The sequence below is a fragment of the Streptomyces spiralis genome (genome assembly GCF_014654675.1).
In the GTDB taxonomy this organism is placed as follows: Bacteria; Actinomycetota; Actinomycetes; order Streptomycetales; family Streptomycetaceae; genus Streptomyces; species Streptomyces spiralis.
Genome location: NZ_BNBC01000020.1, coordinates 133,222 through 155,357, shown reverse-complemented (window position 1 = coordinate 155,357; position 22,136 = coordinate 133,222). Strand labels below are relative to the sequence as shown.

The following is a 22,136-nucleotide window of genomic DNA, read 5'->3' as shown; positions in this document are numbered from 1 at the left end:
TCGGCGTAGGCCTGCATCATCGCGTACTCGATGCCGTTGTGGACCATCTTCGCGAAGTGGCCCGCGCCGACCTTGCCGGCGTGCACCGAGCCGAAGTCGCCCTCCGGCTTGAGCGCGTCGAAGACCGGCTGCACCTTGGCGACGTTCTCCGGGTCACCGCCGTACATCAGCGCGTAGCCGTTCTCCAGGCCCCAGACACCGCCGGAGACGCCGCAGTCGACGAAGCCTATGCCCTTGGCGGCCAGCTCCTTCGCGTGCTTCTCGTCGTCCGTCCAACGCGAGTTCCCGCCGTCCACGACCACGTCACCGGGCTGCAGCAGCTCGGCGAGCTCGTCGATGGTCGACTGGGTCGGGGCACCGGCCGGAACCATCACCCAGACCACGCGCGGGCCCTGCAGCTTCTCCACAAGCTCTTGCAGGCTGTGGACGTCCGCGAGGTCCGGGTTGCGGTCGTATCCGATGACGGTGTGGCCCGCGCGGCGGATCCGCTCGCGCATGTTGCCGCCCATCTTGCCGAGGCCGACGAGACCGAGCTCCATCAGTTGTGTCCTTAGGTGTGCGACGTGGCGTGAGGGCACATTCGTACCCGCGTCCGAGCCTAAACCCGGACTCTCGCGCACATCCGTGGGCATACGCGCTCAAACGTACGCCCTCACCTGCGACTTCGTCGCACGCCGGTCCACAGGCTGTGGACCGGCGCCGCCACTGCGAGCAGCTCAGCCGCTCAACCGCACCGGCATGATCAGGTACTTGTAGGCCTCGTCCGCCTCCGCGTCCATCGCCGGCTTGCCGCTGAGCAGCGCCGGCTTGGTGGAGGTCGTGAAGGACAGCTGGGCCACCGGGGAGTCGATCGCGCTCAGACCGTCCAGCAGGAACGTGGGGTTGAAGGCGATGGAGATGTCGTCGCCCTCGAGGTGGGCGTCGACCCTTTCCACAGCCTGTGCGTCGTCGCTGGAGCCGGCCTCCAGGATCAGCACGCCCTGCTCGAAGCTCAGGCGCACCGGGGTGTTGCGCTCCGCGACCAGGGCCACGCGCTTGACGGCCTCCACGAAGGGGGCGGTCTCGATGGTGGCGACCGAGTTGAACTCCGTCGGGAACAGCGTGCGGTACTTCGGCAGGTCGCCTTCGAGGAGCCGGGTGGTCGTCCGGCGGCCAGCGCCCTCGAAACCGATCAGGCCCTCACCGGCACCCGAGCCGGAAAGCGCCAGGATCACGCTGTCACCGCTGGTCAGCGCCTTGGCGGTGTCCAGCAGGGTCTTGGCGGGCACCAGGGCGACCGCGGAGGCGTCCGGGTTCTCCGGCTTCCACAGGAACTCGCGGACCGCGAAGCGGTAGCGGTCGGTGGAGGCCAGCGTGACCGTGTCGCCCTCGATCTCGATGCGCACACCGGTCAGGACGGGCAGCGTGTCGTCGCGGCCGGCGGCGATGGCCACCTGCGCGACGGCGGCCGCGAAGACCTCGCCGGGGACCGTGCCCGTGGCGTTCGGCATCTGCGGCAGCGCCGGGTACTCCTCCACAGGCAGTGTGTGGAGCGTGAAGCGGGAGGAGCCGCAGACCACCGTCGCCCGTACACCGTCTGTGGAAATCTCCACCGGGCGGTTGGGCAGGGCACGGGAGATGTCGGCGAGCAGTCGGCCGGAGACGAGGACCGTGCCCTCCTCCTCGACCTCGGCCTCCACCGACACCCGGGCGGAGACCTCGTAGTCGAAGCTCGACAGGCTCAGCTGGCCGTCCTCGGCCTTCAGCAGGAGGCCGGCGAGAACAGGCGCCGGCGGACGGGCCGGGAGGCTGCGTGCCGCCCAGGCCACTGCCTCCGCGAGTACGTCGCGTTCCACCCGGATCTTCACCGTAAGCCGCCTCCTGCTGTTGCTACTGAGTCCTCCGACTCGGTGTCACCACCCACTGCGACGGGAAGGACACCGGGGACCAGTCTGACGCACGCCACTGACAGTAGGTGCCTGTCGGGGTCAAGTCGCTCCGAGGGACGGTCGGGGTCCGGCGGGCAAGTTGTGCACAGGACCCGCTTCGAAACGAATTCCGCACTCTCTCTAGTCGGGAGTAGTAGTAGGGCCTGTGGATACCGTGGATAACCACGTTTGCCCAGCTCAGCGCGGAAATTTTGTCCACGGGCCCTGTGGGCGACGGCAGTGGACAACTCGGGGTTTCTGTGGAGAACAGGAAGTTCTGCACACCCCACCCACAGCCTGAGGCCAGTTCTCCCCAGCTGCGTCCCCAGATTTACCCACGTTTCCCACACCCCAATCCGGCAGCTTCGTGTGACGGCTTTCACTCGACGCGGTGACCGGGGGCGTCGCGTTGCCGAACAGTGGACAGGGATGTGGAGAACGGGCGGATCATTGGGGACAACGGGGCGCAGCCTGTGGGTTGCCCGTGGACAACTTCGTGCACAGCCTGTGGATCTCCGCTTCGTCCACAGTCTGTGGAGATCGCTCGTCCACGAGTCCACAGGCTGCTGAGCTGGAGCGATGGCTGTGCCGTGGCATGCCTGTGGATGCCGTTCGGGACAACTTCGCAGTCCCCAGGATGTGGACGGAAGAAAGTCACCGAATCTGTGGAGAGCGGCCGTAACCAGGCATTTAATCGAACACCGCGCTGTGGGTGGCTGTGCGTGGCGGTGGGTGGCGTCGCCCCTCGATCGACGGTCTCGGGGCCCGATCGACTGTCCTGGGAGTCCACCTGGGAGTGCGATCGACAGTCCTGGAGGCCCGGGGCGAGGCCCCCGACGCATGCAAGAGGGCGCCCCGGGGAGTCGGTTCCCCGGGGCGCCCTCGGCGCTGCTCTCGGCGGCCGTCAGCCGTTCTTGATGCGGTTGGTCAGCTCGGTGACCTGGTTGTAGATCGAGCGCCGCTCCGCCATCAGCGCGCGGATCTTGCGGTCGGCGTGCATGACGGTCGTGTGGTCGCGTCCGCCGAACTGCGCGCCGATCTTCGGCAGCGACAGGTCGGTCAGCTCACGGCACAGGTACATGGCGATCTGCCGGGCGGTCACCAGCGCGCGCCCGCGCGAGGTGCCGCACAGGTCCTCCACCGTCAGCCCGAAGTACTGGGCGGTCTCGGCCATGATGGCGCTCGCCGTGATCTCCGGGGCCGTGTCCTCGCCGCCCGGGATGAGGTCCTTGAGGACGATCTCCGTCAGGCCCAGGTCCACCGGCTGCCGGTTGAGCGAGGCGAACGCCGTCACCCGGATCAGCGCGCCCTCCAGCTCACGGATGTTCCGCGAGATCCGGGAGGCGATGAACTCCAGCACCTCCGGCGGGGCGTTCAGCTGCTCCTGCACCGCCTTCTTGCGCAGGATCGCGATGCGCGTCTCCAGCTCGGGCGGCTGGACGTCCGTGATCAGACCCCACTCGAAACGGTTCCGCAGCCGGTCCTCCAGCGTCACCAGCTGCTTGGGCGGCCGGTCGCTGGAGAGCACGATCTGCTTGTTGGCGTTGTGGAGCGTGTTGAAGGTGTGGAAGAACTCCTCCTGCGTCGACTCCTTGTCCGCCAGGAACTGGATGTCGTCGACGAGCAGGATGTCCATCTCGCGGTAGCGCTTGCGGAAGCTGTCGCCCTTGCCGTCGCGGATGGAGTTGATGAACTCGTTGGTGAACTCCTCCGAGCTCACGTACCGCACGCGCGTGCCCGGGTACAGGCTGCGTGCGTAGTGACCGATCGCGTGCAGCAGGTGCGTCTTGCCGAGTCCCGACTCGCCGTAGATGAAGAGCGGGTTGTACGCCTTGGCCGGCGCCTCGGCGACGGCGACCGCCGCCGCGTGCGCGAAGCGGTTGGACGCGCCGATGACGAAGGTGTCGAAGAGGTACTTCGGGTTCAGCCGCGCGGTCGGCTCGCCCGGGCCGCTCGCCGGCGCGGGCTGCCCGGACGAAGGGCCCACGCCGCCGGTGCCGGACGGGCTCGGGCCCGCGGGTCCCCCACGGCGCACCGGCCCGGAGCCCGCCGGAGGCTCGGGCAGCTCCCGGCGCCCGCCGTCCCGCTGGTCGTAGTCCCGCTGGTCGTAGTCGGCGCGGGAGGAGTCGTAATCGGAGCGTGGCTGGTCGTACGGCGCGCGGTCCATCGGTCGCGGACGGTAGTCCTGCGACCCCGGGTAGGAGTCCTTGCCGGGTCCGTACGGGTCCTGCGAGCCGTACGAATCCTGCTGGCCGTACGAGTCCTGCTGGCCGTAGCCGTCGCGCGGGCCGTACGCGTCCTGCCCGCCCGGCGACGCGTAGGGGTCCCGCTCCGGGAAGCCGAGCCGCTGCTGCTGCCAGCCGTAGTCGTCCTGGCCGGCGCGCGGCCAGGCGCCGGGCTCGGGGCGCTGGTAGTCCTGGTAGTCCGAGGGGTAGGCCGGGCGGGCGGTCGGCAGTGAATCCGTGCCGTCGTCCTGCTGCGGGCCCGTGCGCGGCGGCGGCAGTGGCTCGCCGGAGCCGCCCGGGCGCTGGTCGGCGCGACCCGAAGGGCGGTGGCTGTCGGGGCGTGGCTCGCCGCGGTGGCGGCCGTAGCCCTCGTAGCCGCCTCCCTGGCCAGAGGGCAGCTGCTGCTCCTCGTAGCGCGAGCCGGGCGCCGGAGGCGTGGGGTTCTGGGGTTCGCCGACGGAGCTGTCGACGGTGATCGCGATACGGATGGGGCGGCCGCACTCCCGGCTCAGCGTGTCGCTGACGATCGGGGCCAGCCGGCCCTCCAGGACGCCCTTCGCGAACTCGTTCGGAACGGCGAGCAGGGCGGTGTCCGCGACCAGCGCGAGCGGCTGGCAGCGGCGGATCCAGTGCTCGTCCTTCGCCTCGACGCCCTGTCCGCGGCCCTCCCCGAGAAGTTGCTCCAGTACTCGCGGCCACACTGCGGCAAGATCGGCGGGTACGTCAGCCACAGGGCACGCTCTCTCACGGGTTCCCACGAACGTGTGGTTCGGGACGGGTCGGGGTGTAAACGGGGGACAAGTCAACGAATGGGAGTCCAGCCACGGTAGTCAGGGCGGCGGCCACGGTTCAAGTTGTTGTCCCCAGCCTGTGGACAAGTGTCTCTCACGTGGTGCTGGTTTGACCGGATGGCGCAGCCCCGCGTACCGTAACCAGGTCGAGTTGTCGATGGCTGCTGCCGCCTGCCTCCGATGGGCACAGATCGCGTCAAGGTGATCGGTAAGCGGTGCACTCGGGCGTTACTGCGAGCTACTCGTGGGCGCACGGTGACAGCCAGGACGGCACCCCGCCACTACCGATTTCTTCTGGAGCCCCCGAGTGAGCAAGCGCACCTTCCAGCCGAACAACCGTCGTCGCGCGAAGACCCACGGCTTCCGGCTGCGTATGCGCACCCGTGCCGGCCGCGCGATTCTCGCGTCCCGCCGTAGCAAGGGTCGCGCCCGTCTGTCCGCCTGATCCCGGTCAGGTCATGACATCGTGCTGCCCACCGAGAACCGGCTGAGGCGGCGCGAGGACTTCGCGACCGCGGTACGACGAGGAAGCCGGGCAGGACGCCCACTCCTCGTCGTCCACCTTCGCAGCGGTGCCACGGACCCGCACGCGTCAGGGGAGAGCGCTCCCCCGCCGCGTGCGGGTTTCGTCGTGAGCAAGGCAGTGGGTGGCGCGGTCGTGCGCAACGCCGTGAAGCGCAGACTTCGCCATCTGATGCGTGACCGAGTCGCCTTGCTGCCCCCCGGTAGCCTGGTAGTCGTACGAGCGCTGCCCGGAGCCGGTGACGCCGACCAAGCACAGCTGGCCCGAGACCTGGATGCCGCCCTTCGACGACTGCTGGGAGGGGGCGCGCGATGAAGTACCCGCTGCTGGCTCTCATCAAGCTGTACCAGTGGACCATCAGCCCGTTGCTCGGGCCGGTGTGCAAGTACTACCCGTCGTGTTCCCACTATGGCTACACGGCCATCGACCGGCACGGTGCGGTGAAGGGAACAGCGCTCACCGCCTGGCGGATCCTGCGGTGCAATCCGTGGTCGCCGGGTGGTGTGGACCACGTTCCTCCGCGCAAGCGTCCGCGGTGGCACGAACTGTTGCGTGACGCCTGGCGTGCACGCAAGGGCGGGCCCTCCGCCGCCGAAACGGCCACCGACGGGACCATCCCGTCGAGCCCGGCCGCGAAGACCTCGTCCCATGCCCAAGGAGCATGATTAGTGGACACGATTGCCAGTCTTTTCAGTTTCATCACCTGGCCCGTCTCCTGGGTCATCGTCCAGTTCCACAAGGTGTACGGGGCGATCTTCGGACCTGACACCGGGTGGGCCTGGGGCCTGTCCATCGTGTCCCTGGTGATCCTGATCCGCATCTGCCTGATCCCGCTCTTCGTGAAGCAGATCAAGGCGACACGCGCGATGCAGACGCTCCAGCCGGAGATGAAGAAGATCCAGGAGCGCTACAAGAACGACAAGCAGCGTCAGTCCGAAGAGATGATGAAGCTGTACAAGGAGACGGGCACCAACCCGCTCTCCTCGTGCCTTCCCATCCTGGCGCAGTCCCCGTTCTTCTTCGCCCTGTACCACGTGCTCAACGGCATCGCGACGGGCAAGACGATCGGCGTCATCGACGATCAGCTGCTCGCCAGCGCCCGTAAGGCGCACATCTTCGGTGCGCCGCTCGCGGCGAAGTTCATGGACAGCTCGGACAAGGTCGCGGCCCTCGGCGCCTCGCTGACCGACGTCCGGGTCGTGACCGCGGTCATGATCGTCCTGATGTCGTTCTCGCAGTTCTACACGCAGCGCCAGCTGATGACCAAGAACGTCGACACGACGGTGAAGACGCCGTTCATGCAGCAGCAGAAGATGCTGATGTACGTCTTCCCGGTCATGTTCGCCGTCTTCGGCATCAACTTCCCGGTCGGTGTCCTCGTCTACTGGCTGACCACCAACGTGTGGACCATGGGCCAGCAGATGTACGTCATCCACAACAACCCGACCCCGGGTTCCAAGGCCCAGGCCGCCTACCTGGAGCGTCTGTACAAGCACGTGACGCACCACGGCAAGACCCGCAACCGGCGTGAGAAGGCCATCGTCAAGGCGATCGTCGTCAAGGGCCGGGACCGCAACGAGTTCGAGCGCAAGTTCATCAACGGCCTGAACAAGGCCGGGCTGGCGGCCCAGACCGACGGCAGCGTGGTCAAGAGCGAGGCCGCCGTCGCCGCGCAGTCCGAGGACGGCACGACCACCACCGCGACCGCCGGCACCGCCCCCCGGCGCCAGCAGCCCAAGCGGCAGACCAAGGCCCAGCGCCAGTCGGGCGGCCCGAAGGCGGCCGGGGCCGGTGACGCCGGGGCCGGTGACGCCGAGCCGGAGACGCCGTCGACGTCGCTGAGCAAGTCCGACGAGCCACAGGACGCCCCGCCCGCCGCTGCCGGTAAGTCCGCCCCGAAGTCCGGGAACGACAACCGCAGCAAGGCCCAGTCCGGGCAGCGCAGCAAGGCGCAGTCCGGACAGCGCAAGGGCCCGCAGCGGCCCAAGTCCCCGTCCAAGAAGTAAGAAGGAGCCCATCCCGTGACGGAAGGCACCACCTCCGCCGCTGCCGAGGGCGCAGACGCCCTGACCCGCCTGGAGCAGGAGGGCGAGATCGCGGCGGACTACCTCGAGGGTCTGCTGGACATCGCCGACCTCGACGGCGACATCGACATGGATGTCGAGGCCGACCGCGCCTCTGTCTCGATCATCAGCGACACCGGCGGTCGTGACCTGCAGAAGCTGGTCGGCCGGGACGGCGAGGTGCTGGAGGCGCTGCAGGAGCTCACGCGCCTGGCGGTGCACCGGGAAACGGGCGACCGTAGCCGCCTCATGCTGGACATCGCGGGCTACCGAGCCAAGAAGCGGGCCGAGCTGTCCGAGCTGGGCGCCAAGGCCGCGGCCGAGGCCAAGAGCAGCGGAGAGCCCGTGAAGCTGAGGCCGATGACGCCGTTCGAGCGCAAGGTCGTGCACGACGCGGTCAAGGCCGCGGGCCTGCGCAGCGAGTCCGAGGGCGAGGAGCCGCAGCGCTTCGTCGTCGTGCTTCCCGCCTGAGCGGTCTCACACTCCACCGGCCCCGTCTGTTGCGCAGGCGGGGCCGCAATCTTGTCAGCCTGGTAGTTCTGGTGGTCGGCGCTGAACGCGCTGATGCGGTACGGAAGGACGGTCCCCGTGACGGAGGCAGCGGAGCTCCCCCCTGCGCCCGAGCAGGCACGTGACGTATTCGGTGATCGCTTCGCGGATGCGGTCCGGTACGCCGAGCTGCTGGCCGAGGCAGGAGTACGGCGAGGGCTCATCGGCCCGCGTGAGGTACCCCGTCTCTGGGAGCGGCACCTGCTGAACTGCGCGGTGCTCTCCGAGGTCGTCCCCGAAGGGGTGACGGTGTGCGACGTCGGCTCCGGTGCGGGCCTGCCGGGCATCCCCCTGGCGCTGGTCCGGGACGACCTGAAGATCACGCTCCTGGAGCCGCTGCTGCGGCGCACCACCTTCCTCACGGAGGTTGTCGAGCTCCTCGGACTCGACCATGTGACGGTCGTCCGGGGCCGGGCCGAGGAGGTCATGGGCAAGATCCCGCCGGTCCATGTGGTGACCGCCCGGGCCGTCGCCCCGCTGGACCGGCTGGCCACCTGGGGCATTCCCCTGCTGCGCCCGTACGGCGAGATGCTCGCCCTCAAGGGGGACACGGCCGAGGAGGAGCTGAAGAGCGCGGCCACGGCTCTGAGCAAGCTCGGCGCGGTGGAGACCTCCATCCTGCATGTGGGTGAGGGCGTCGTGGATCCGCTGTCCACGGTGGTGCGCGTCGAGGTCGGGGAGAGCCCGGGCGGTGTGCGTTTCGCGGCCAAGCGGGCGAAGGCGGCCCGGACGGGGCGGACGCGACGCCGTCGCTGACGACCCCTGCGGAGCTGCGGGCGCGATGGCGCCCGTGGCCGGCCCGAATGATCGGGCGTACTCCACACAAGCTGCCCAACCCACGCATGACGGAGTGTCGCGACAGTTCGGCCACGGCTGCTGTGCATCGTGTTTCACGTGAAACGTCGCTCACTACTGCACGGCATCATCAACCGTGGTCGGGCTGCGGCCCAACCCCGCGATCGCAAGCCGCTCGGCTCACTCGGACAGGGAACGGAGTTGTCCACAGAGGTGGATTTCTCCACAGAACGTCAGGCCTCACTGGTTCGCGACCCCGATGGCATGGGAGGCTCTGTTCATTGCGAGCCTGAAGTCGAGGAGAGTGAATCCTTGCGGTCCGACGCCAACATCGCGGGACCGATGACCGATCCGGTCCCCGGTCCCCGTACCGAGTCGATGGGGGAGCATGTTTCACGTGAAACACCGCCCCCGATGGACGACACTCCGATCGGTCGTGCTGCCCAACTGGCGGTCGAGGCTCTAGGCCGCGCCGGTGAGGGCCTTCCGCGGCCCGAACAGACCCGAGTCATCGTGGTCGCCAACCAGAAGGGTGGCGTGGGCAAGACGACGACGACCGTCAATCTTGCCGCCTCGCTGGCTCTGCACGGCAGCCGTGTCCTGGTGATCGACCTCGACCCCCAGGGCAATGCCTCCACCGCACTGGGTATCGACCACCATGCGGAAGTCCCCTCCATCTACGACGTATTGGTGGAGAGCAAGCCGCTGGCAGAGGTCGTCCAGCCCGTCCCCGATGTCGAGGGTCTCTTCTGCGCCCCCGCCACGATCGATCTCGCCGGTGCGGAGATCGAGCTGGTGTCCCTGGTGGCCCGCGAGAGCCGGCTGCAGCGGGCGATCCAGGCCTATGAGCAGCCGCTGGACTACATCCTCATCGACTGCCCGCCCTCGCTCGGCCTGCTGACGGTCAATGCGCTGGTCGCCGGGCAGGAGGTCCTCATCCCGATCCAGTGCGAGTACTACGCGCTGGAGGGCCTGGGGCAACTGCTGCGCAACGTCGACCTGGTCCGCGGGCACCTCAACCCCGCTCTGCACGTCTCGACCATCCTGCTCACCATGTACGACGGCCGGACGCGCCTGGCGTCCCAGGTCGCGGAAGAGGTGCGCAGCCACTTCGGTGACGAGGTGCTACGGACGAGCATTCCCCGTTCCGTCCGTATCTCGGAGGCACCCAGCTACGGACAGACGGTGCTGACTTACGATCCAGGATCGAGCGGTGCCCTCTCCTACTTCGAGGCGGCACGAGAAATCGCGCTGAAGGGCGTTGGCGTCAGCTATGACCCCATGCGTGCCCACATCGGCGCACAGAGCGACCCGAGCATGGTGGAGGGGATCCAGTGAGTGATCGACGAAGGGGGTTGGGCCGTGGCCTGGGAGCATTGATCCCACCTGCCCCCACAGGAGAGAGGCCGTCGGCTCCGGCGGCGGTCGGGGGCGCTGCCTCCACATCACCTACGGCCGTTCCGGTGCTGACCGCTGACCGCAGCGATCGCGGAGTGGCCGCGGCGAAGGTGACGACGCTGCCCGCTGTTTCACGTGAAACAGAGGAACTGCCGACGAGCGGAAGCCCGGAAGTGCCGGCACCTCCGATGGGTGCCCACTTCGCGGAGGTCCCTCTCGACTCCATCACGCCGAACCCGCGCCAGCCGCGTGAGGTCTTCGACGAGGACGCGCTCGCTGAGCTCGTCACCTCCATCAAGGAGGTCGGCCTCCTCCAGCCCGTCGTCGTACGGCAGCTCGGTCCCGAGCGGTACGAGCTCATCATGGGTGAGCGACGCTGGCGGGCCTGCCGCGAGGCGGGGCTCGAGGCGATCCCGGCGATCGTGCGGGCCACGGACGACGAGAAGCTCCTTCTGGACGCCCTGCTGGAGAACCTCCACCGGGCGCAGCTGAACCCGCTGGAAGAGGCGGCCGCCTACGACCAGCTGCTGAAGGACTTCAACTGCACCCATGACCAGCTGGCCGACCGCATCGGCCGCTCCCGTCCGCAGGTCTCCAACACGCTGCGACTGCTCAAGCTCCCGGCGGCCGTACAGAGCCGGGTCGCCGCCGGAGTACTGTCCGCCGGGCACGCTCGGGCGTTGCTGTCGGTCGAGGACCCGGAGGAGCAGAACCGGCTGGCCCGGCGGATCGTGGCCGAGGGGCTCTCGGTGCGGGCCGTCGAGGAGATCGTGCAGCTGATGGGGGCGCGGCCGCAGGCGGCACCGCGGTCCAAGGGCCCCCGTGCCGGGACCCGGGTCTCGCCGGCCCTGTCGGACCTCGCGACCCGGCTGTCCGATCGCTTCGAGACCCGGGTGAAGGTGGACCTGGGCCAGAAGAAGGGCAAGATCACCGTCGAGTTCGCCTCCATGGAGGATCTGGAGCGCATCCTCGGCACCCTGGCTCCGGGCGAGGGCCCGGTGCTGCAGAAGAGCCTCGTGGAGGGCGGGTCGGAGGAGACGGACGACTGAGGCCCCTTGTGCAAGGGACGGCCTCGGTTGACGGCTGCGCTTCGGACGCACGACAGAAAGCGCTCGGCTGGGACGGGCCGTGTCCGGTCTATACCGGAACACGGTCCGTCCTTTGCTTTGCGGCGGTATCGATGGAATCGCATCCTGGATACGATGCGATCGGGTACGGCGCATCCACCCGGCAGCACCTCTGGTTGACGGCCGCTCGCGACATCGCGGGCGCAGGAAGCGAGGATCAGCCTTCATGGGCCGTAGGCTCCTACCGCTCACGCTGGACAACCTCCAGGACCTCCCCAAGCGCTGTCGCGCGTGTGTCTTCTGGGAACTGGATCCCGTCAGTGGCCAAGCCGCGGTGAAGGCAGGCACGCCGGCGCTGGAGAAGGAAGCGTGGATCTCCGCCGTCCTCCTGGACTGGGGCTCCTGCGGCCGAGTGGTCTATGTCGACGACGTACCGGTGGGCTTCGTGCTCTACGCTCCCCCTGCCTATGTACCGCGCTCCCTGGCCTTTCCCACGAGTCCGGTCTCCCCGGATGCGGTGCAGCTGATGACCGGCTTCATCATGCCGGGCTATCAAGGACAGGGGCTGGGGCGCGTGCTGGTCCAGACGGTGGCGAAGGATCTGTTGCGTCGAGGCTTCAAGGCCATCGAGGCCTTCGGGGACGCCCGGTGGAAGGAACCCGCCTGTGTGCTGCCGGCCGACCATCTGCTGGCGGTCGGCTTCAAGACGGTCCGGCACCACCCCGCCCACCCACGACTGCGGCTGGAACTGCGGTCGACCCTCTCCTGGAGGGAAGACGTGGAGATGGCGATCGACCGGCTGCTGGGGGCAGTGCAGAAGGAACCGGTGCTCCGGCCGCTGTGAGCGTCGCCAGCGTCGCCCTCCAACACGAATGGGCCGACCCGAGAGGGTTGGCCCATTCGTGTTTCACGTGAAACATCCGCCGTCTACTCGACGGCCCGCTGTGTCACTCGGCGATGAAGTCCTCGAGGTCGCGCAGGATCGCGGCCTTCGGCTTCGCGCCGACGATGGTCTTGGCGACCTCGCCGTTCTGGTAGACGTTCAGCGTCGGGATCGACATCACGCCGTACTTGGCAGCCGTACCCGGGTTCTCGTCGATGTTGAGCTTGACGATTTCGATCTTCTCGCCGTACTCGGCGGCGATCGCCTCGAGGGACGGCGCGATCTGGCGGCAGGGACCGCACCAGGCGGCCCAGAAGTCCACCAGGACGGGCTTGTCGCTCTTGAGGACATCCTCCTCGAAGGAGGAGTCGGTCACGTTCTTCAGGGTGCCTGCCACGGCGGGCTCCTTAACTGATGCGGGGCGGTGAGGTGGTTGGGGTCTCAGACGGTGGTCTTCTCGGGCTCGGCCTTCTGCTCGTTGTCCGCGAGGGCGGCGAGGAAGCGCTCGGCGTCGAGAGCGGCGGAGCAGCCGGTGCCGGCCGCGGTGATGGCCTGCCGGTAGGTGTGGTCGACCACGTCACCGGCGCCGAAGACACCGGTGAGGTTGGTGCGGGTGGAGGGCGCGGCGACCTTCAGGTAGCCCTCGTCGTCCAGGTCCAGCTGGCCCTTGAAGAGCTCGGTCCGCGGGTCGTGGCCGATCGCGATGAACAGTCCCGTCACCGGCAGGTCCGAGAGTTCACCGGTCTTGACGTTGCGCAGCTTCAGGCCGGAGAGCTTCTGGTCCCCCTGGATCTCCGCCACCTCGCTGTCCCAGACGAACTTGATCTTCGGGTCGCCGAAGGCGCGCTCCTGCATGGCCTTGGAGGCACGCAGGGTGTCCCGGCGGTGGACGACGGTGACCGACTTGGCGAAGCGGGAGAGGAAGGTCGCCTCCTCCATGGCGGTGTCACCGCCACCGATCACCGCGATGTCCTGCTCCCTGAAGAAGAAGCCGTCACAGGTGGCGCACCAGGAGACACCACGACCGGAGAGGGCGTCCTCGTTCGGCAGGCCGAGCTTGCGGTGCTGCGAGCCGGTGGTGACGATCACGGCCTTGGCGCGATGCACCGTGCCCGAGGTGTCCGTGACGGTCTTGATCTCGCCCGTCAGGTCGACGGCGACCACATCGTCCGGGATCAGCTCGGCGCCGAAGCGCTCGGCCTGGGCGCGCATGTTGTCCATGAGCTCGGGGCCCATGATGCCGTCGCGGAAGCCGGGGAAGTTCTCCACCTCGGTGGTGTTCATCAGCGCGCCCCCCGCGGTGACGGCGCCCTCGAACACCAGCGGCTTCAGCGACGCGCGCGCGGTGTAGAGCGCCGCCGTGTAGCCGGCAGGACCGGAGCCGATGATGATCACGTTACGGACGTCGCTCACGGCTTGATTCCTCGTCTCTGGACTATGCCTACTGCCGGGGGGAGCCTTGCTCGCTGCTCTCACCCCACCCAACGGATCCTAAGGGGCGTGCATTCCCGGTGCGGACGGGCACACGGAGCTACCTCGATGGAGGGAGTACCGCGCAACGCGACGAGCAGGCGTTCGTACTCAGGAACGCGTGTAGGGGTGCGAGAGCAGAACCTTGGCGGCGGCCGACGGGCGGTGGACACACGTCGCGTCGACGACGTAGGCCGTGACGTGGGTGTTGCTTCCGGAGGCGTCGGGCAGCACCAGAAGATAGGCGTCTTTGCCGCCGTAGGTGCCCGCCTCGGCGGCGAGCGGGTTCGCGGTGCTGCCGAGGCCCTCCAGGACGCACGGGGGAACCGAGACGGTGGGCGCGCTCTTGAGGATGTTCGGCTTGTCGGTGCCCGGGTCCGAATCCGCGCCGAAGCTGTGCGGCGTGTGGGTGGTGCCCTGCGCCTTCTGGGTCCTGTCGAGGAGATGCGTGACCCGGTTCTCGAGCGTTCCCTCGGAGAAGGTGTCCGCGGAGGCGCTGGACCGGCCGTGAGCCGTGGTGTCGGACCCCTTGTCGTCGTGCAGGGATGTCAGCACCACGGACGCGACTCCCAGGGCGGCGACGGTGAGGGCGGTGCCGAGGACGGCGACCCTACGGCGCCCGCGACGTGTGCGGGCCTTGCGGCCCGGTCCGGTGCCGTCGGTGCGAGCGCGGCCCGCCGGACGGTCCGCGACCGATGTTTCACGTGAAACAAGCGCGTGATGACCGTCGCGATCGCCGTTGCCGGCCCGGTCGATGGCGGTGCCGCTGACGCGTTCGGCGGCGAGAGCCACGTCGATCCGCTCCGCGACGTCCTGGGGCATCGCCAGCGGCTCCGACGGGGCCTCGAGCAGCCCTCGGATCTCCTCCAGCGACTCATGGACATCGGCGCACGAGGAGCACTCGTCCAGGTGCCGGAGCAGTTCCTCGGCCCGGGAGGCAGGCAGCAGGCCTTCGGTGAGGTCGGAGATCTCGGTGACGTCCGGGTGCCCGGCCGTATCCGTCGTGAATGTCATGCTCGCCCACCTCCGCCCTTCACAGCAGCTGAATCACTTGGCCCGATGTCCTGCGCACCTCTGTTCCGGGGTGCCGCTGCTGGTGGGACGGATGTCCCCTCCGCCCGGTTCCGTCCCGTGCCCGGTTCTTTCTCGTCCTTCTGATCGCCGGGCGCGCCCGGCCGTAGATGGGTGAGCAACGGCAGGAGCCTGGCTCTGCCCCGGGCACAGCGGCTCTTCACCGTCCCGGTCGGCACGTCGAGGATGCGGGCGGCCTCGGCGACGGGATAGCCCTGCATGTCCACGAGCACCAGGGCGGCCCGCTGGTCGGGCGGGAGAGTGCCCAGCGCCTCTACGAGCTGCCGCTGCACGTCGTTGCGCTCGGCGGGCGCCGAGGCCGACTCGTGCGGCTCCAGGAGCTGCTCCAGCCGCTCGGTGTCGTCCACCGGAGAGGTCTTCCGGGTGGCCGCCTTGCGGGCCCGGTCCAGGCAGGCGTTCACCGTGATCCGGTGCAGCCAGGTCGTGACGGCCGACTGGCCGCGGAAGGTATGGGCGGCGCGGTAGGCGGAGACGAACGCGTCCTGCACGGCGTCGGCGGCCTCCTCACGGTCCCCCAGCGTGCGCAGGGCGACCGCCCAGAGCCGGTCCCGATGCCGCCGCACAAGCTCACCGAAGGCGTCGGGGTCGCCCGCCACATGGCGGGTCAGAAGTTCATGGTCGGAGACGCCTTCGAGGCCCTGCGGCATGCACCTTCACCCCCTCGCCCGACAACCACCGTCAGTTGACGGTGAGACCTGATTCAGGAGGTCACCTTGATGTCCGCCACTCTGGCCCGGTAGGTCCCGTCCGTCTGCAACGGCAGCTTCGTGAGCCAGACCAGAAGATAGCGCGCCGTGAGGGGGCGAGCGGGCTTGAGTGTCACGCTCGTCCCGGCACCCGAGGCGACCTTGGCATAGCTCCCGAAGGCTGTCGGCTCTGCACCGCTGTCCCCACTCGCGGCACGCAGTTCCACGGACGTCGACCCGACGAACGAGACGGTCACTTTGCCGACCTGCTGCACCTTGCCGAGATCGAGAATGACGCCCAGCCCCGACTTCAGCCTCCCGAAGTCCGCACTCGTGTAGTAGTCGGTCTGCCAGTACGAACTCGGATCGCTGTCAGTGACCTTGCCTGTGTCGGACGACTTCTCGGAACCGTCTCCGAACGGGTCGAAGTCACGGACGCTGCTGATGGCGATCGGCTGGGCCGGCTTCGGCTGCTGCTTGTTCTTGTTGCCGCCGTCCTGTGTCTGCGTCTGGCTGTCCTTGGTGGACTTTCCGCCCTGGTCCATCAGGGCGTCGGCGAGCTGCCAGCTGCCCAGGCCCAGGGCGGCGATGAGCAGCGCGGAGACGGCCCACTTCAGGGCCTTGCCGGTGCGGCTCTGCAGCGCGGGCGGCGGGGCCGGGACCGGGTGGCCGACGCCGGGATGCGGGGCCGGACGACCGTATGTGCCCTGCTGGTAGGACGTGCCCTGGTACTCCGGCGGCGTGGTGAAGGAGGGCTCCGGCGGACGGATCCGCGGCATCTCCCCGATCGCCTTGACCAGTTCCTCCGGAGTGGTGCACGGAGACTCGTGGCGGGAGGCGGTGGCACCGTCGTTGGCGAGGGCGCGCATGGAGAGCTCGGACAGACCGCGATGGATACCGGCACGCACCTGGTCGGGGGCGATGAGGCCGATGTCCTTGGGCAGGCCGGTCAGACCGTAGGCGTCGTTCTCGTACGGCCAGCGCTGCGTGAGCGCCGCGTACAGCAGGGCGCCGATCGCCTCGGTGTCGGTGCGCTGCGGGGTGTCGGAGCTGATGCCACGCAGCGCGGCGTTCACGGCGAGGCCGCGGATGCGCCACTGGCCGGTGGAGGCGCGCAGCACGGCGTTGGGGTTCAGGCGCAGATGCGCGAGGCCCTCACGGTGCGCCGCGGCCATGGCGGAGGCGACCTGGCTGACCAACTGGTAGGCGTCGTGAGGCTCCAGCGGCCCGGCGGACAGCAGCGTCGTCAGTTCGACGGCGTCCGGCAGCCATTCGTGGACGACATATACGAGGTCGTTCTCCTCGACGGCGTCGAGGACCTGGACGAAGCGGGGGTCCCCCAGCAGGGCGGAGGAGCGGGCCGCGGCCAGCACGGCGCGGGCGCGGCTGTGGTCCGCGGGCAGGACGTGCACGCCGACGGCACGGCGGAGTTTCTCGTCCACCGCTCGCCAACTGCTGAATCCGTCCAGACGGGTGACGCACTCCTCGAGGCGGTAGCGTCTGGCCAGCTTGTGACCGCTGTGCAGTTCAGGCGGTGAGGCCTTCCTTCCGGGACGCTCGGCCCCGGCGTTCCCCTGTGCCTCGTCGTTGTCCGTGTCCCGCTCCCGGTTCTGGGCCACCCCGTCGGCCGTGGACTGGTCCGCCTCCGCGGTCAGCGACTTGTCGCCGCTGTTGTCTGCCACGTCGACGGCAGCCGTGCTCCGTTCCGCCACCGTCGCTCCTGCCTCCCCATCCATTGCGCGCTGTCCGACGCCGAAACCAATTGTGCCCACAGTCTGCTGCTATGCACGACACACAGCGGCGGACGATGGTTGTGCGTGTACCCCAGCCTCAACGTCCCAGACGGCCGCGGACCATGCCGACGAGCGAGTTGAGTTCCTCGATGCGCATCCGGCGGGCGGCGACGAAGAAGACGCCCAGCAGCAGGGCACCGCCGGCCAGCAGCGCGGCGAACGATCCGACGACGCCCTGGCCGAGGGAGTGGCCGATCGCGTAGCAGGCCGCGCCGCTGAGCAGCGCCGCCGGTACCGCCGCGATGCACAGCCGGGTGTACGTCCGCATCACGCGCGCCCCGTCGAGGTCGCCGCCGAGCCGCTTGCGCAGCCGGTTCCAGGCGACGCCCACGCCGATGGCGTAGGCGAGACCGTAGGCGGCGGACATGCCGATCACGGCCCAGCGGGCCGGAAGCAGGAAGTAACACAGGCCCGAGGCGCTCGCGTTGACCGCGGCCACGATGACCGTGTTGTAGAAGGGGGTGCGGGTGTCCTCGTAGGCGTAGAAGGCGCGCAGGACGACGTACTGCACGGAGTACGGGATGAGTCCGAGGCCGAAGGCCATCAGCATGTAGCCCGTGTTCGTGGCAGCGCCGGTGCCGGCGGAGCCGAAGATCAGCGTACAGATCGGGACGCCGAGGGCGACGAAGGCGAAGGCGACCGGAACGATGGCGACGGCCGTGGTGCGCAGGCCCTGTGAGATGTCGTCGCGGACGGCGCCGGCATCGCCCTCATGGGCTGAGCGGGAGATCCGCGGCAGCAGGGCCGCCATGAGGGAGACGGTGATGATGGCCTGCGGCAGGCCCCAGATCAGCTGGGCGTTGGCGTAGGCGGCGAAGCCGGTGCCGTCGATGTGCGCGTGCTTGCCCGACGACGTGGACAGCTGGGTGACGACGAGTGCGCCGGCCTGGTTCGCGAGGACGAACAGCACGGTCCACTTGGCCAGCGTCATGGCCTTGCCCAGGCCGTGTCCTCGCCAGTCGAACCGCGGCCGCAGCCGGAATCCGGACTCGCGCAGGTACGGGATCATCGCCAGGGCCTGCACCACCATGCCGAGCAGGACGCCGACACCGAGCAGCCGCTGTCCTTCGGGCGGAATGTTGGTGACCTTCATCCCGGAGTGCGCGGCGCTGCCGTACACCCAGATGAACGTGCCGAGCGTGACGATGATGACGATGTTGTTCAGCACCGGCGTCCACATCATCGCGCCGAACTTCCCGCGCGCGTTGAGCACCTGGCCCATGACCACGTGGATGCCCATGAAGAAGATCGAGGGCAGGAAGTACCGGACGAAGGTGACGCCGACCTGGTTCGCCGCCGGGTCGCCGGCGACGGAGTCGGACAGCAGGCGGATCAGATAGGGGGCCCCGAGCACGGCGACCACGGTGAGCCCACCGAGGGCCAGCATGACGAGCGTCAGGAGCCGGTTGGCGTAGGCCTCGCCGCCGTCCTCGTCCTCCTTCATGGAGCGGACGAGCTGCGGGACGAAGACCGAGTTGAGGCCGCCGCCGACGGTCAGGATGTAGATCATGGTCGGCAGCTGGTAGGCGACCTGGAAGGTGTCGCCGAGCAGGCCGATGCCCAGCGCCGACGCGATCAGCGCGGAACGGATGAACCCGGTGAGGCGGGAGACCAGGGTGCCCGCTGCCATCACCGCGCTCGACTTCAGCAGGCCCGAGGCCTTCCCGCCCTTCTTCGCCGGGGCGGGCGCGGAGGTGGCTGTGGAGGGCGGAGCGACGGTGCCGGTGCCTGTCGGGGCCGGAGCGGGTCCGGGAACCGAAGGAACCTCCATCGGCGGACGGCCGCCCATCCCTTGCGGGGTCTGGTAGCCGTGCGGGCCGGAGGGCGGGGTCTGGTAGCCGCTCTGCCGGGGGTCGTAGCCCTGCGGCCCGGGGTTCTGGTAACCGGCCTGGCGCGGGTCCTGGTAGCCGCCCTGCTGCTGATCGCGGAAGAGGTGGGCGAAGGCGTCCGGTTCGTGGTGCTCCTCGCCGGAGTGGCTGACCAGGTCGTCGACGCCCACGAACTGCGTGGTGCGGGGGTCCTCGCCGTAGGGCAGGTACTGGGTGGTGCCGGACGGCTCCGGCGGTGGGGTGTGCGCCCAGACACGAGGGTCGGGGGCGTACGGCGACGGCGGCGGGCTGCCGTACAGCGGCTGCTGCGGCCCGTACGTGCCCGCGGGCGGCGGCGGGTGCGCGGCACGGTCGTACAGCGCCTCGCCGACCGGGTCCTGAGCGGTCAGGTCCTGCGCCCGGTAGGGGTCCTCGGAGTAGGCGTCCTGGAGGTACATGTCCGCCGGAGGCTGCTGCGGCATCTGACCGTGTTCGGGGGGCGGTGCGTCGTGGTGACCCGAGCCGCCCACGGCCTGGCCGCGGTCACCGTCGTACGGCGCGTTCATGCTTACCCCACCTCATCGTCCCGGGCCCTCCGGGCCACGACATCCTCAACGGTCCACTTTCTCACCCGTGCCGGACGGGTCGGCGCTTTCCGCTGCGGTGTCCGGTGCCGGGTCACTCGCCTGCTCCGGGGCATCTGCCCGAGAACGGGAGCCCGACTCTTCCGTAAGACGTTCGGCAGGGGTCTCGGGGTTCTCCGGTCCGCCTGTCTTCGGTTCGGCAGCGCTCGAGGAGGACTCGTCGGGGCCGCCGGAGCCGTCCTCGGCGTCCTCCGTCTCCTGCGCGGCCTCGGCCCTCTCCCCGGCCGCCGCCCGCTTGCGCTGGGTGTACATGCGGAAGCCGGCGAGGACGAGGAGCAGCACGCCACCCCCGATGACCAGCATCACGGTGGCGGTGATCTCGGTGACCTTCACGTCGAAGGTGACGGGTGCGCCGTACACCTGGCCGTCCTGCGTGTACAGCTGGGCGATCACCGTGACGGGGCCGTTGGCGTTGGCCGACGTGGTGAACTTCACGGACTGGGTGTGGCCGCCGGAGACCGCCACCGGCTGCTCCGCATAGGCCTCGCCGCCGATCTTGAGGCGGGTGGGGTTGGTCGAGGTGAGCCGCAGCACCAGATGGTCGACGCCCTGCACCAGGTTGTTCTGAACGGTCACAGGGATCGTGGCGCTGTGGCCGGAGAGCTTCGTCTCCGACTTGTCGATCAGCTTGACCTGGTCGGTGAGGTCGTCGAGGTAGGCCTCCACCCCGTCCCGGAAGCTCTCCGCCGCGCTCTTCCGGCCCCGCCACGACGTGGACATCTCGCGGTTCATGGCCCGTCCGAACGGCGTGACGACCCGGGACTGGTCGGTGAGGACGACCTTGAAGTTGTCGACCTTGTCCTGCGTCCTGGCGATCACCGAGAAGGCGGAGTGCCGGAGCTCACGCTTGCGCAGCGAGGAGGGGTAGTCCGAGGCCGAGGGGATCGTGGTCGTGGCCTCGGGGTCCGGCTTGGCCTTGGCGGCCGCGGCCAGGTTCTGGGGCTGGGACCAGGTGCTCTGCTGGAGCGCCGTCAGGGCCTGCGCCATGACCTGCGCCTGGCTCGCGCTGGGCATGCGCTGCGGGGCGACGACGATACTGCGCTGCTTGCCCGTCTGGCCGTTCAGAGCGAGGCTCTGGGCCAGGAAACGCTGCACGGCGAGCGTGCCGGCACCGGCCCGCGTCATGTCACCCTCGAACGCCGTCGACATCCGTGCGTCGGTGACGACGGCCGTGGTGCCCCCGCCGACCGGGCGGGCCGCGGAGGGCGTGTAGGTCAGGGCGTCGGACTCCCGGATGCTGTCGCTGCGGGCGATGACCTTGTCCGCGCCCGCGGAGGTGGCGACCCTGACGATCGCCGGGTCGACGGCGCCGTCCACCGGCCAGGCGAAGTCCGTGTCGGGCTTCACGTGGAGCACGGTCTCCACCGTGCTGCTGGCGACGTCGGTGGCGTCCTTGAGCTGGCTCAGCGATCCGGTGACGCTCGTGCCGCTGTGGGCGATGGAGGCCAGGTCCGGGTCGGCGAAGGGCAGCGCCACGACTTCCTTGCCCGCCACCGCCTGCTGCAGTGCGGCGAGCCACTGCTTGGCCACGGCCTGGTGGGTGCCGGCGACCGGGGTCGCGCCGGCCTTCGTCTGGATGCGGTAGTTGCGCGTCATCGCGTCGACGGACGCCAGCAGATCCGGGTCGATCACCCAGGTGACGTCGAGGTCCTTGCCCAGGGTCAGCATCCGGTCCAGCCGGCCGCCGGGGGCGAGGTCCTTGGCGAGGTCGTCGTTGAGGAAGACCGGGGTCTGCTGCGCGCCGGGGCCCGTCTCCGCCGTCATGTGGGCGGTGGACACCAGCGGCCACAGAAACGTCGTCTTCGTCTTCGTGTCGGCATCGTCGGCCTGCCAGGGCAGGAAGGTGTGCTGGATGCCCAGCACCTGCTCCCAGGGCTGCGCGGACGTCTGGCCGGACAGCGAGACGGAGAGCTCGTAGACCCCGTCCGCGCCCAGGTCCAGCTTGTCGACCGGCACGGAGATGCTGAAGTGCTCGGCGACGCCGGGGGCGAGCTCGGCGAACTTCTGGGCGTACTTGTCGCCGATCTCCGGGCCGTCGGCGATCGGTACGAAATCGGTCCGCCGGGCGACGTCGTCGATCGCGGAGCGGGTGCCCAGTTCCTGGCCGACGCGCAGACCCACGTGGGCGTCGGTGACCGCCTGCTTGCCGTTGTTCGTCACGGTGCCCGAGACGGTCAGCGTGTCGTCGTCCGAGGGGGCACTGGGGCTGAGCGAGTCGAGGGAGACGGCCACCGTGCGCGAGCCGGAGGCGGCCCGGAGCGAGTCCTGGCCAGTGGCGTGCGCGCTGGGAGCGGCCGAGAACTGGAGCAGACCGGCCAGCAGGGGCGCCCCGGCGAGCAGTGCCCCGGCCCGCCGCAGCATGCGGCGGGCAGGTGAGGGACTGGTCCCCTGGAAGTCTGCCGCCTCGGCCACGCGCTCGCCCGTCCCTCGTCGTCGTCAGTG

At 69.2% G+C, this 22,136-nt stretch carries 18 protein-coding genes and 2 pseudogenes; 9 read left to right on the top strand and 11 right to left on the bottom strand.

The annotated features are described in order from the left end of the window. From IE318_RS21640 to IE318_RS46950, 4 genes and pseudogenes are all read right to left on the bottom strand, one after another. Nucleotides 1-539: NAD(P)-binding domain-containing protein (locus IE318_RS21640; protein WP_229903654.1), on the bottom strand; the 539-nt coding region annotated here is incomplete at its 3' end. A gap of 177 nt (nucleotides 540-716) precedes the next feature. Next, on the bottom strand, nucleotides 717-1,847 hold the full coding sequence (gene dnaN / locus IE318_RS21635) for a DNA polymerase III subunit beta (protein WP_030168495.1): 1,131 nt from the start codon (nucleotides 1,845-1,847) through the stop codon (nucleotides 717-719). A gap of 964 nt (nucleotides 1,848-2,811) precedes the next feature. Continuing rightward, nucleotides 2,812-4,368: pseudogene (dnaA, locus tag IE318_RS21630) on the bottom strand (chromosomal replication initiator protein DnaA); the annotation flags it as partial. Between the two features lie 149 nt (nucleotides 4,369-4,517). Further along, nucleotides 4,518-4,863 (bottom strand): annotated as a pseudogene (locus IE318_RS46950) (chromosomal replication initiator protein DnaA); the annotation flags it as partial. A gap of 367 nt (nucleotides 4,864-5,230) precedes the next feature. On the opposite strand from IE318_RS46950, the gene rpmH reads away from it, so the two are divergent. From rpmH to IE318_RS21585, 9 genes are all read left to right on the top strand, one after another. After that, on the top strand, nucleotides 5,231-5,368 hold the full coding sequence (gene rpmH / locus IE318_RS21625) for a 50S ribosomal protein L34 (protein WP_003956500.1): 138 nt from the start codon (nucleotides 5,231-5,233) through the stop codon (nucleotides 5,366-5,368). A 21-nt stretch (nucleotides 5,369-5,389) separates the two neighbouring features. Further along, a complete protein-coding gene (rnpA, locus tag IE318_RS21620; protein ID WP_189902745.1) occupies nucleotides 5,390-5,761 on the top strand; it encodes a ribonuclease P protein component in 372 nt (123 codons plus the stop codon). Further along, nucleotides 5,758-6,111 (top strand): membrane protein insertion efficiency factor YidD, encoded by a 354-nt coding sequence (yidD, locus tag IE318_RS21615; RefSeq protein WP_189902743.1) that lies wholly within the window; start codon nucleotides 5,758-5,760, stop codon nucleotides 6,109-6,111. Before rnpA ends, yidD begins: the two co-directional genes overlap by 4 nt. Before the next feature lie 3 nt (nucleotides 6,112-6,114). After that, nucleotides 6,115-7,452, top strand: coding sequence for a membrane protein insertase YidC (gene yidC, locus IE318_RS21610; RefSeq protein ID WP_189902740.1), 1,338 nt, complete (start codon nucleotides 6,115-6,117; stop codon nucleotides 7,450-7,452). A 15-nt stretch (nucleotides 7,453-7,467) separates the two neighbouring features. Continuing rightward, nucleotides 7,468-7,980, top strand: a complete 513-nt coding sequence (locus IE318_RS21605; RefSeq protein ID WP_189902738.1) for a Jag family protein — start codon at nucleotides 7,468-7,470, stop codon at nucleotides 7,978-7,980. Between the two features lie 117 nt (nucleotides 7,981-8,097). Further along, the gene (rsmG, locus tag IE318_RS21600) at nucleotides 8,098-8,814 is read left to right on the top strand and encodes a 16S rRNA (guanine(527)-N(7))-methyltransferase RsmG (RefSeq protein ID WP_030168510.1); all 717 of its coding nucleotides are present in this window, start codon (nucleotides 8,098-8,100) and stop codon (nucleotides 8,812-8,814) included. A gap of 303 nt (nucleotides 8,815-9,117) precedes the next feature. Then, nucleotides 9,118-10,191, top strand: coding sequence for a ParA family protein (locus IE318_RS21595; protein WP_078917019.1), 1,074 nt, complete (start codon nucleotides 9,118-9,120; stop codon nucleotides 10,189-10,191). Continuing rightward, nucleotides 10,188-11,300 (top strand): ParB/RepB/Spo0J family partition protein, encoded by a 1,113-nt coding sequence (locus IE318_RS21590; RefSeq protein ID WP_189902736.1) that lies wholly within the window; start codon nucleotides 10,188-10,190, stop codon nucleotides 11,298-11,300. The genes IE318_RS21595 and IE318_RS21590 overlap by 4 nt, the downstream gene beginning before the upstream one ends. A 244-nt stretch (nucleotides 11,301-11,544) precedes the next feature. Further along, nucleotides 11,545-12,162, top strand: a complete 618-nt coding sequence (locus IE318_RS21585; RefSeq protein ID WP_030168517.1) for a GNAT family N-acetyltransferase — start codon at nucleotides 11,545-11,547, stop codon at nucleotides 12,160-12,162. A 103-nt stretch (nucleotides 12,163-12,265) separates the two neighbouring features. Here IE318_RS21585 and trxA read toward each other — a convergent pair whose 3' ends face one another. The 7 genes from trxA to IE318_RS21550 form a co-directional block, all read right to left on the bottom strand. Continuing rightward, entirely contained in the window at nucleotides 12,266-12,598 is a 333-nt protein-coding gene (gene trxA, locus IE318_RS21580) for a thioredoxin (protein WP_189902734.1), read from the bottom strand. 44 nt (nucleotides 12,599-12,642) lie between these two features. After that, the gene (trxB, locus tag IE318_RS21575; protein WP_189902732.1) at nucleotides 12,643-13,614 is read right to left on the bottom strand and encodes a thioredoxin-disulfide reductase; all 972 of its coding nucleotides are present in this window, start codon (nucleotides 13,612-13,614) and stop codon (nucleotides 12,643-12,645) included. A 168-nt stretch (nucleotides 13,615-13,782) separates the two neighbouring features. Further along, a complete protein-coding gene (locus tag IE318_RS21570; protein ID WP_189902729.1) occupies nucleotides 13,783-14,685 on the bottom strand; it encodes an anti-sigma factor family protein in 903 nt (300 codons plus the stop codon). After that, a complete protein-coding gene (gene sigM / locus IE318_RS21565) occupies nucleotides 14,682-15,410 on the bottom strand; it encodes an RNA polymerase sigma factor SigM (protein WP_189902727.1) in 729 nt (242 codons plus the stop codon). The genes IE318_RS21570 and sigM overlap by 4 nt, the downstream gene beginning before the upstream one ends. Nucleotides 15,411-15,463: 53 nt before the next feature. Further along, entirely contained in the window at nucleotides 15,464-17,161 is a 1,698-nt protein-coding gene (locus IE318_RS21560) for a protein kinase family protein (RefSeq protein WP_189902725.1), read from the bottom strand. A gap of 118 nt (nucleotides 17,162-17,279) precedes the next feature. After that, nucleotides 17,280-19,616, bottom strand: a complete 2,337-nt coding sequence (murJ, locus tag IE318_RS21555; RefSeq protein WP_189902723.1) for a murein biosynthesis integral membrane protein MurJ — start codon at nucleotides 19,614-19,616, stop codon at nucleotides 17,280-17,282. Nucleotides 19,617-19,661: 45 nt separating this feature from the next. Beyond that, complete coding sequence (locus IE318_RS21550; protein ID WP_189902721.1) at nucleotides 19,662-22,106, bottom strand: DUF6049 family protein; 2,445 nt, start codon at nucleotides 22,104-22,106, stop codon at nucleotides 19,662-19,664. Between the last annotated feature and the right edge of the window lie 30 nt (nucleotides 22,107-22,136).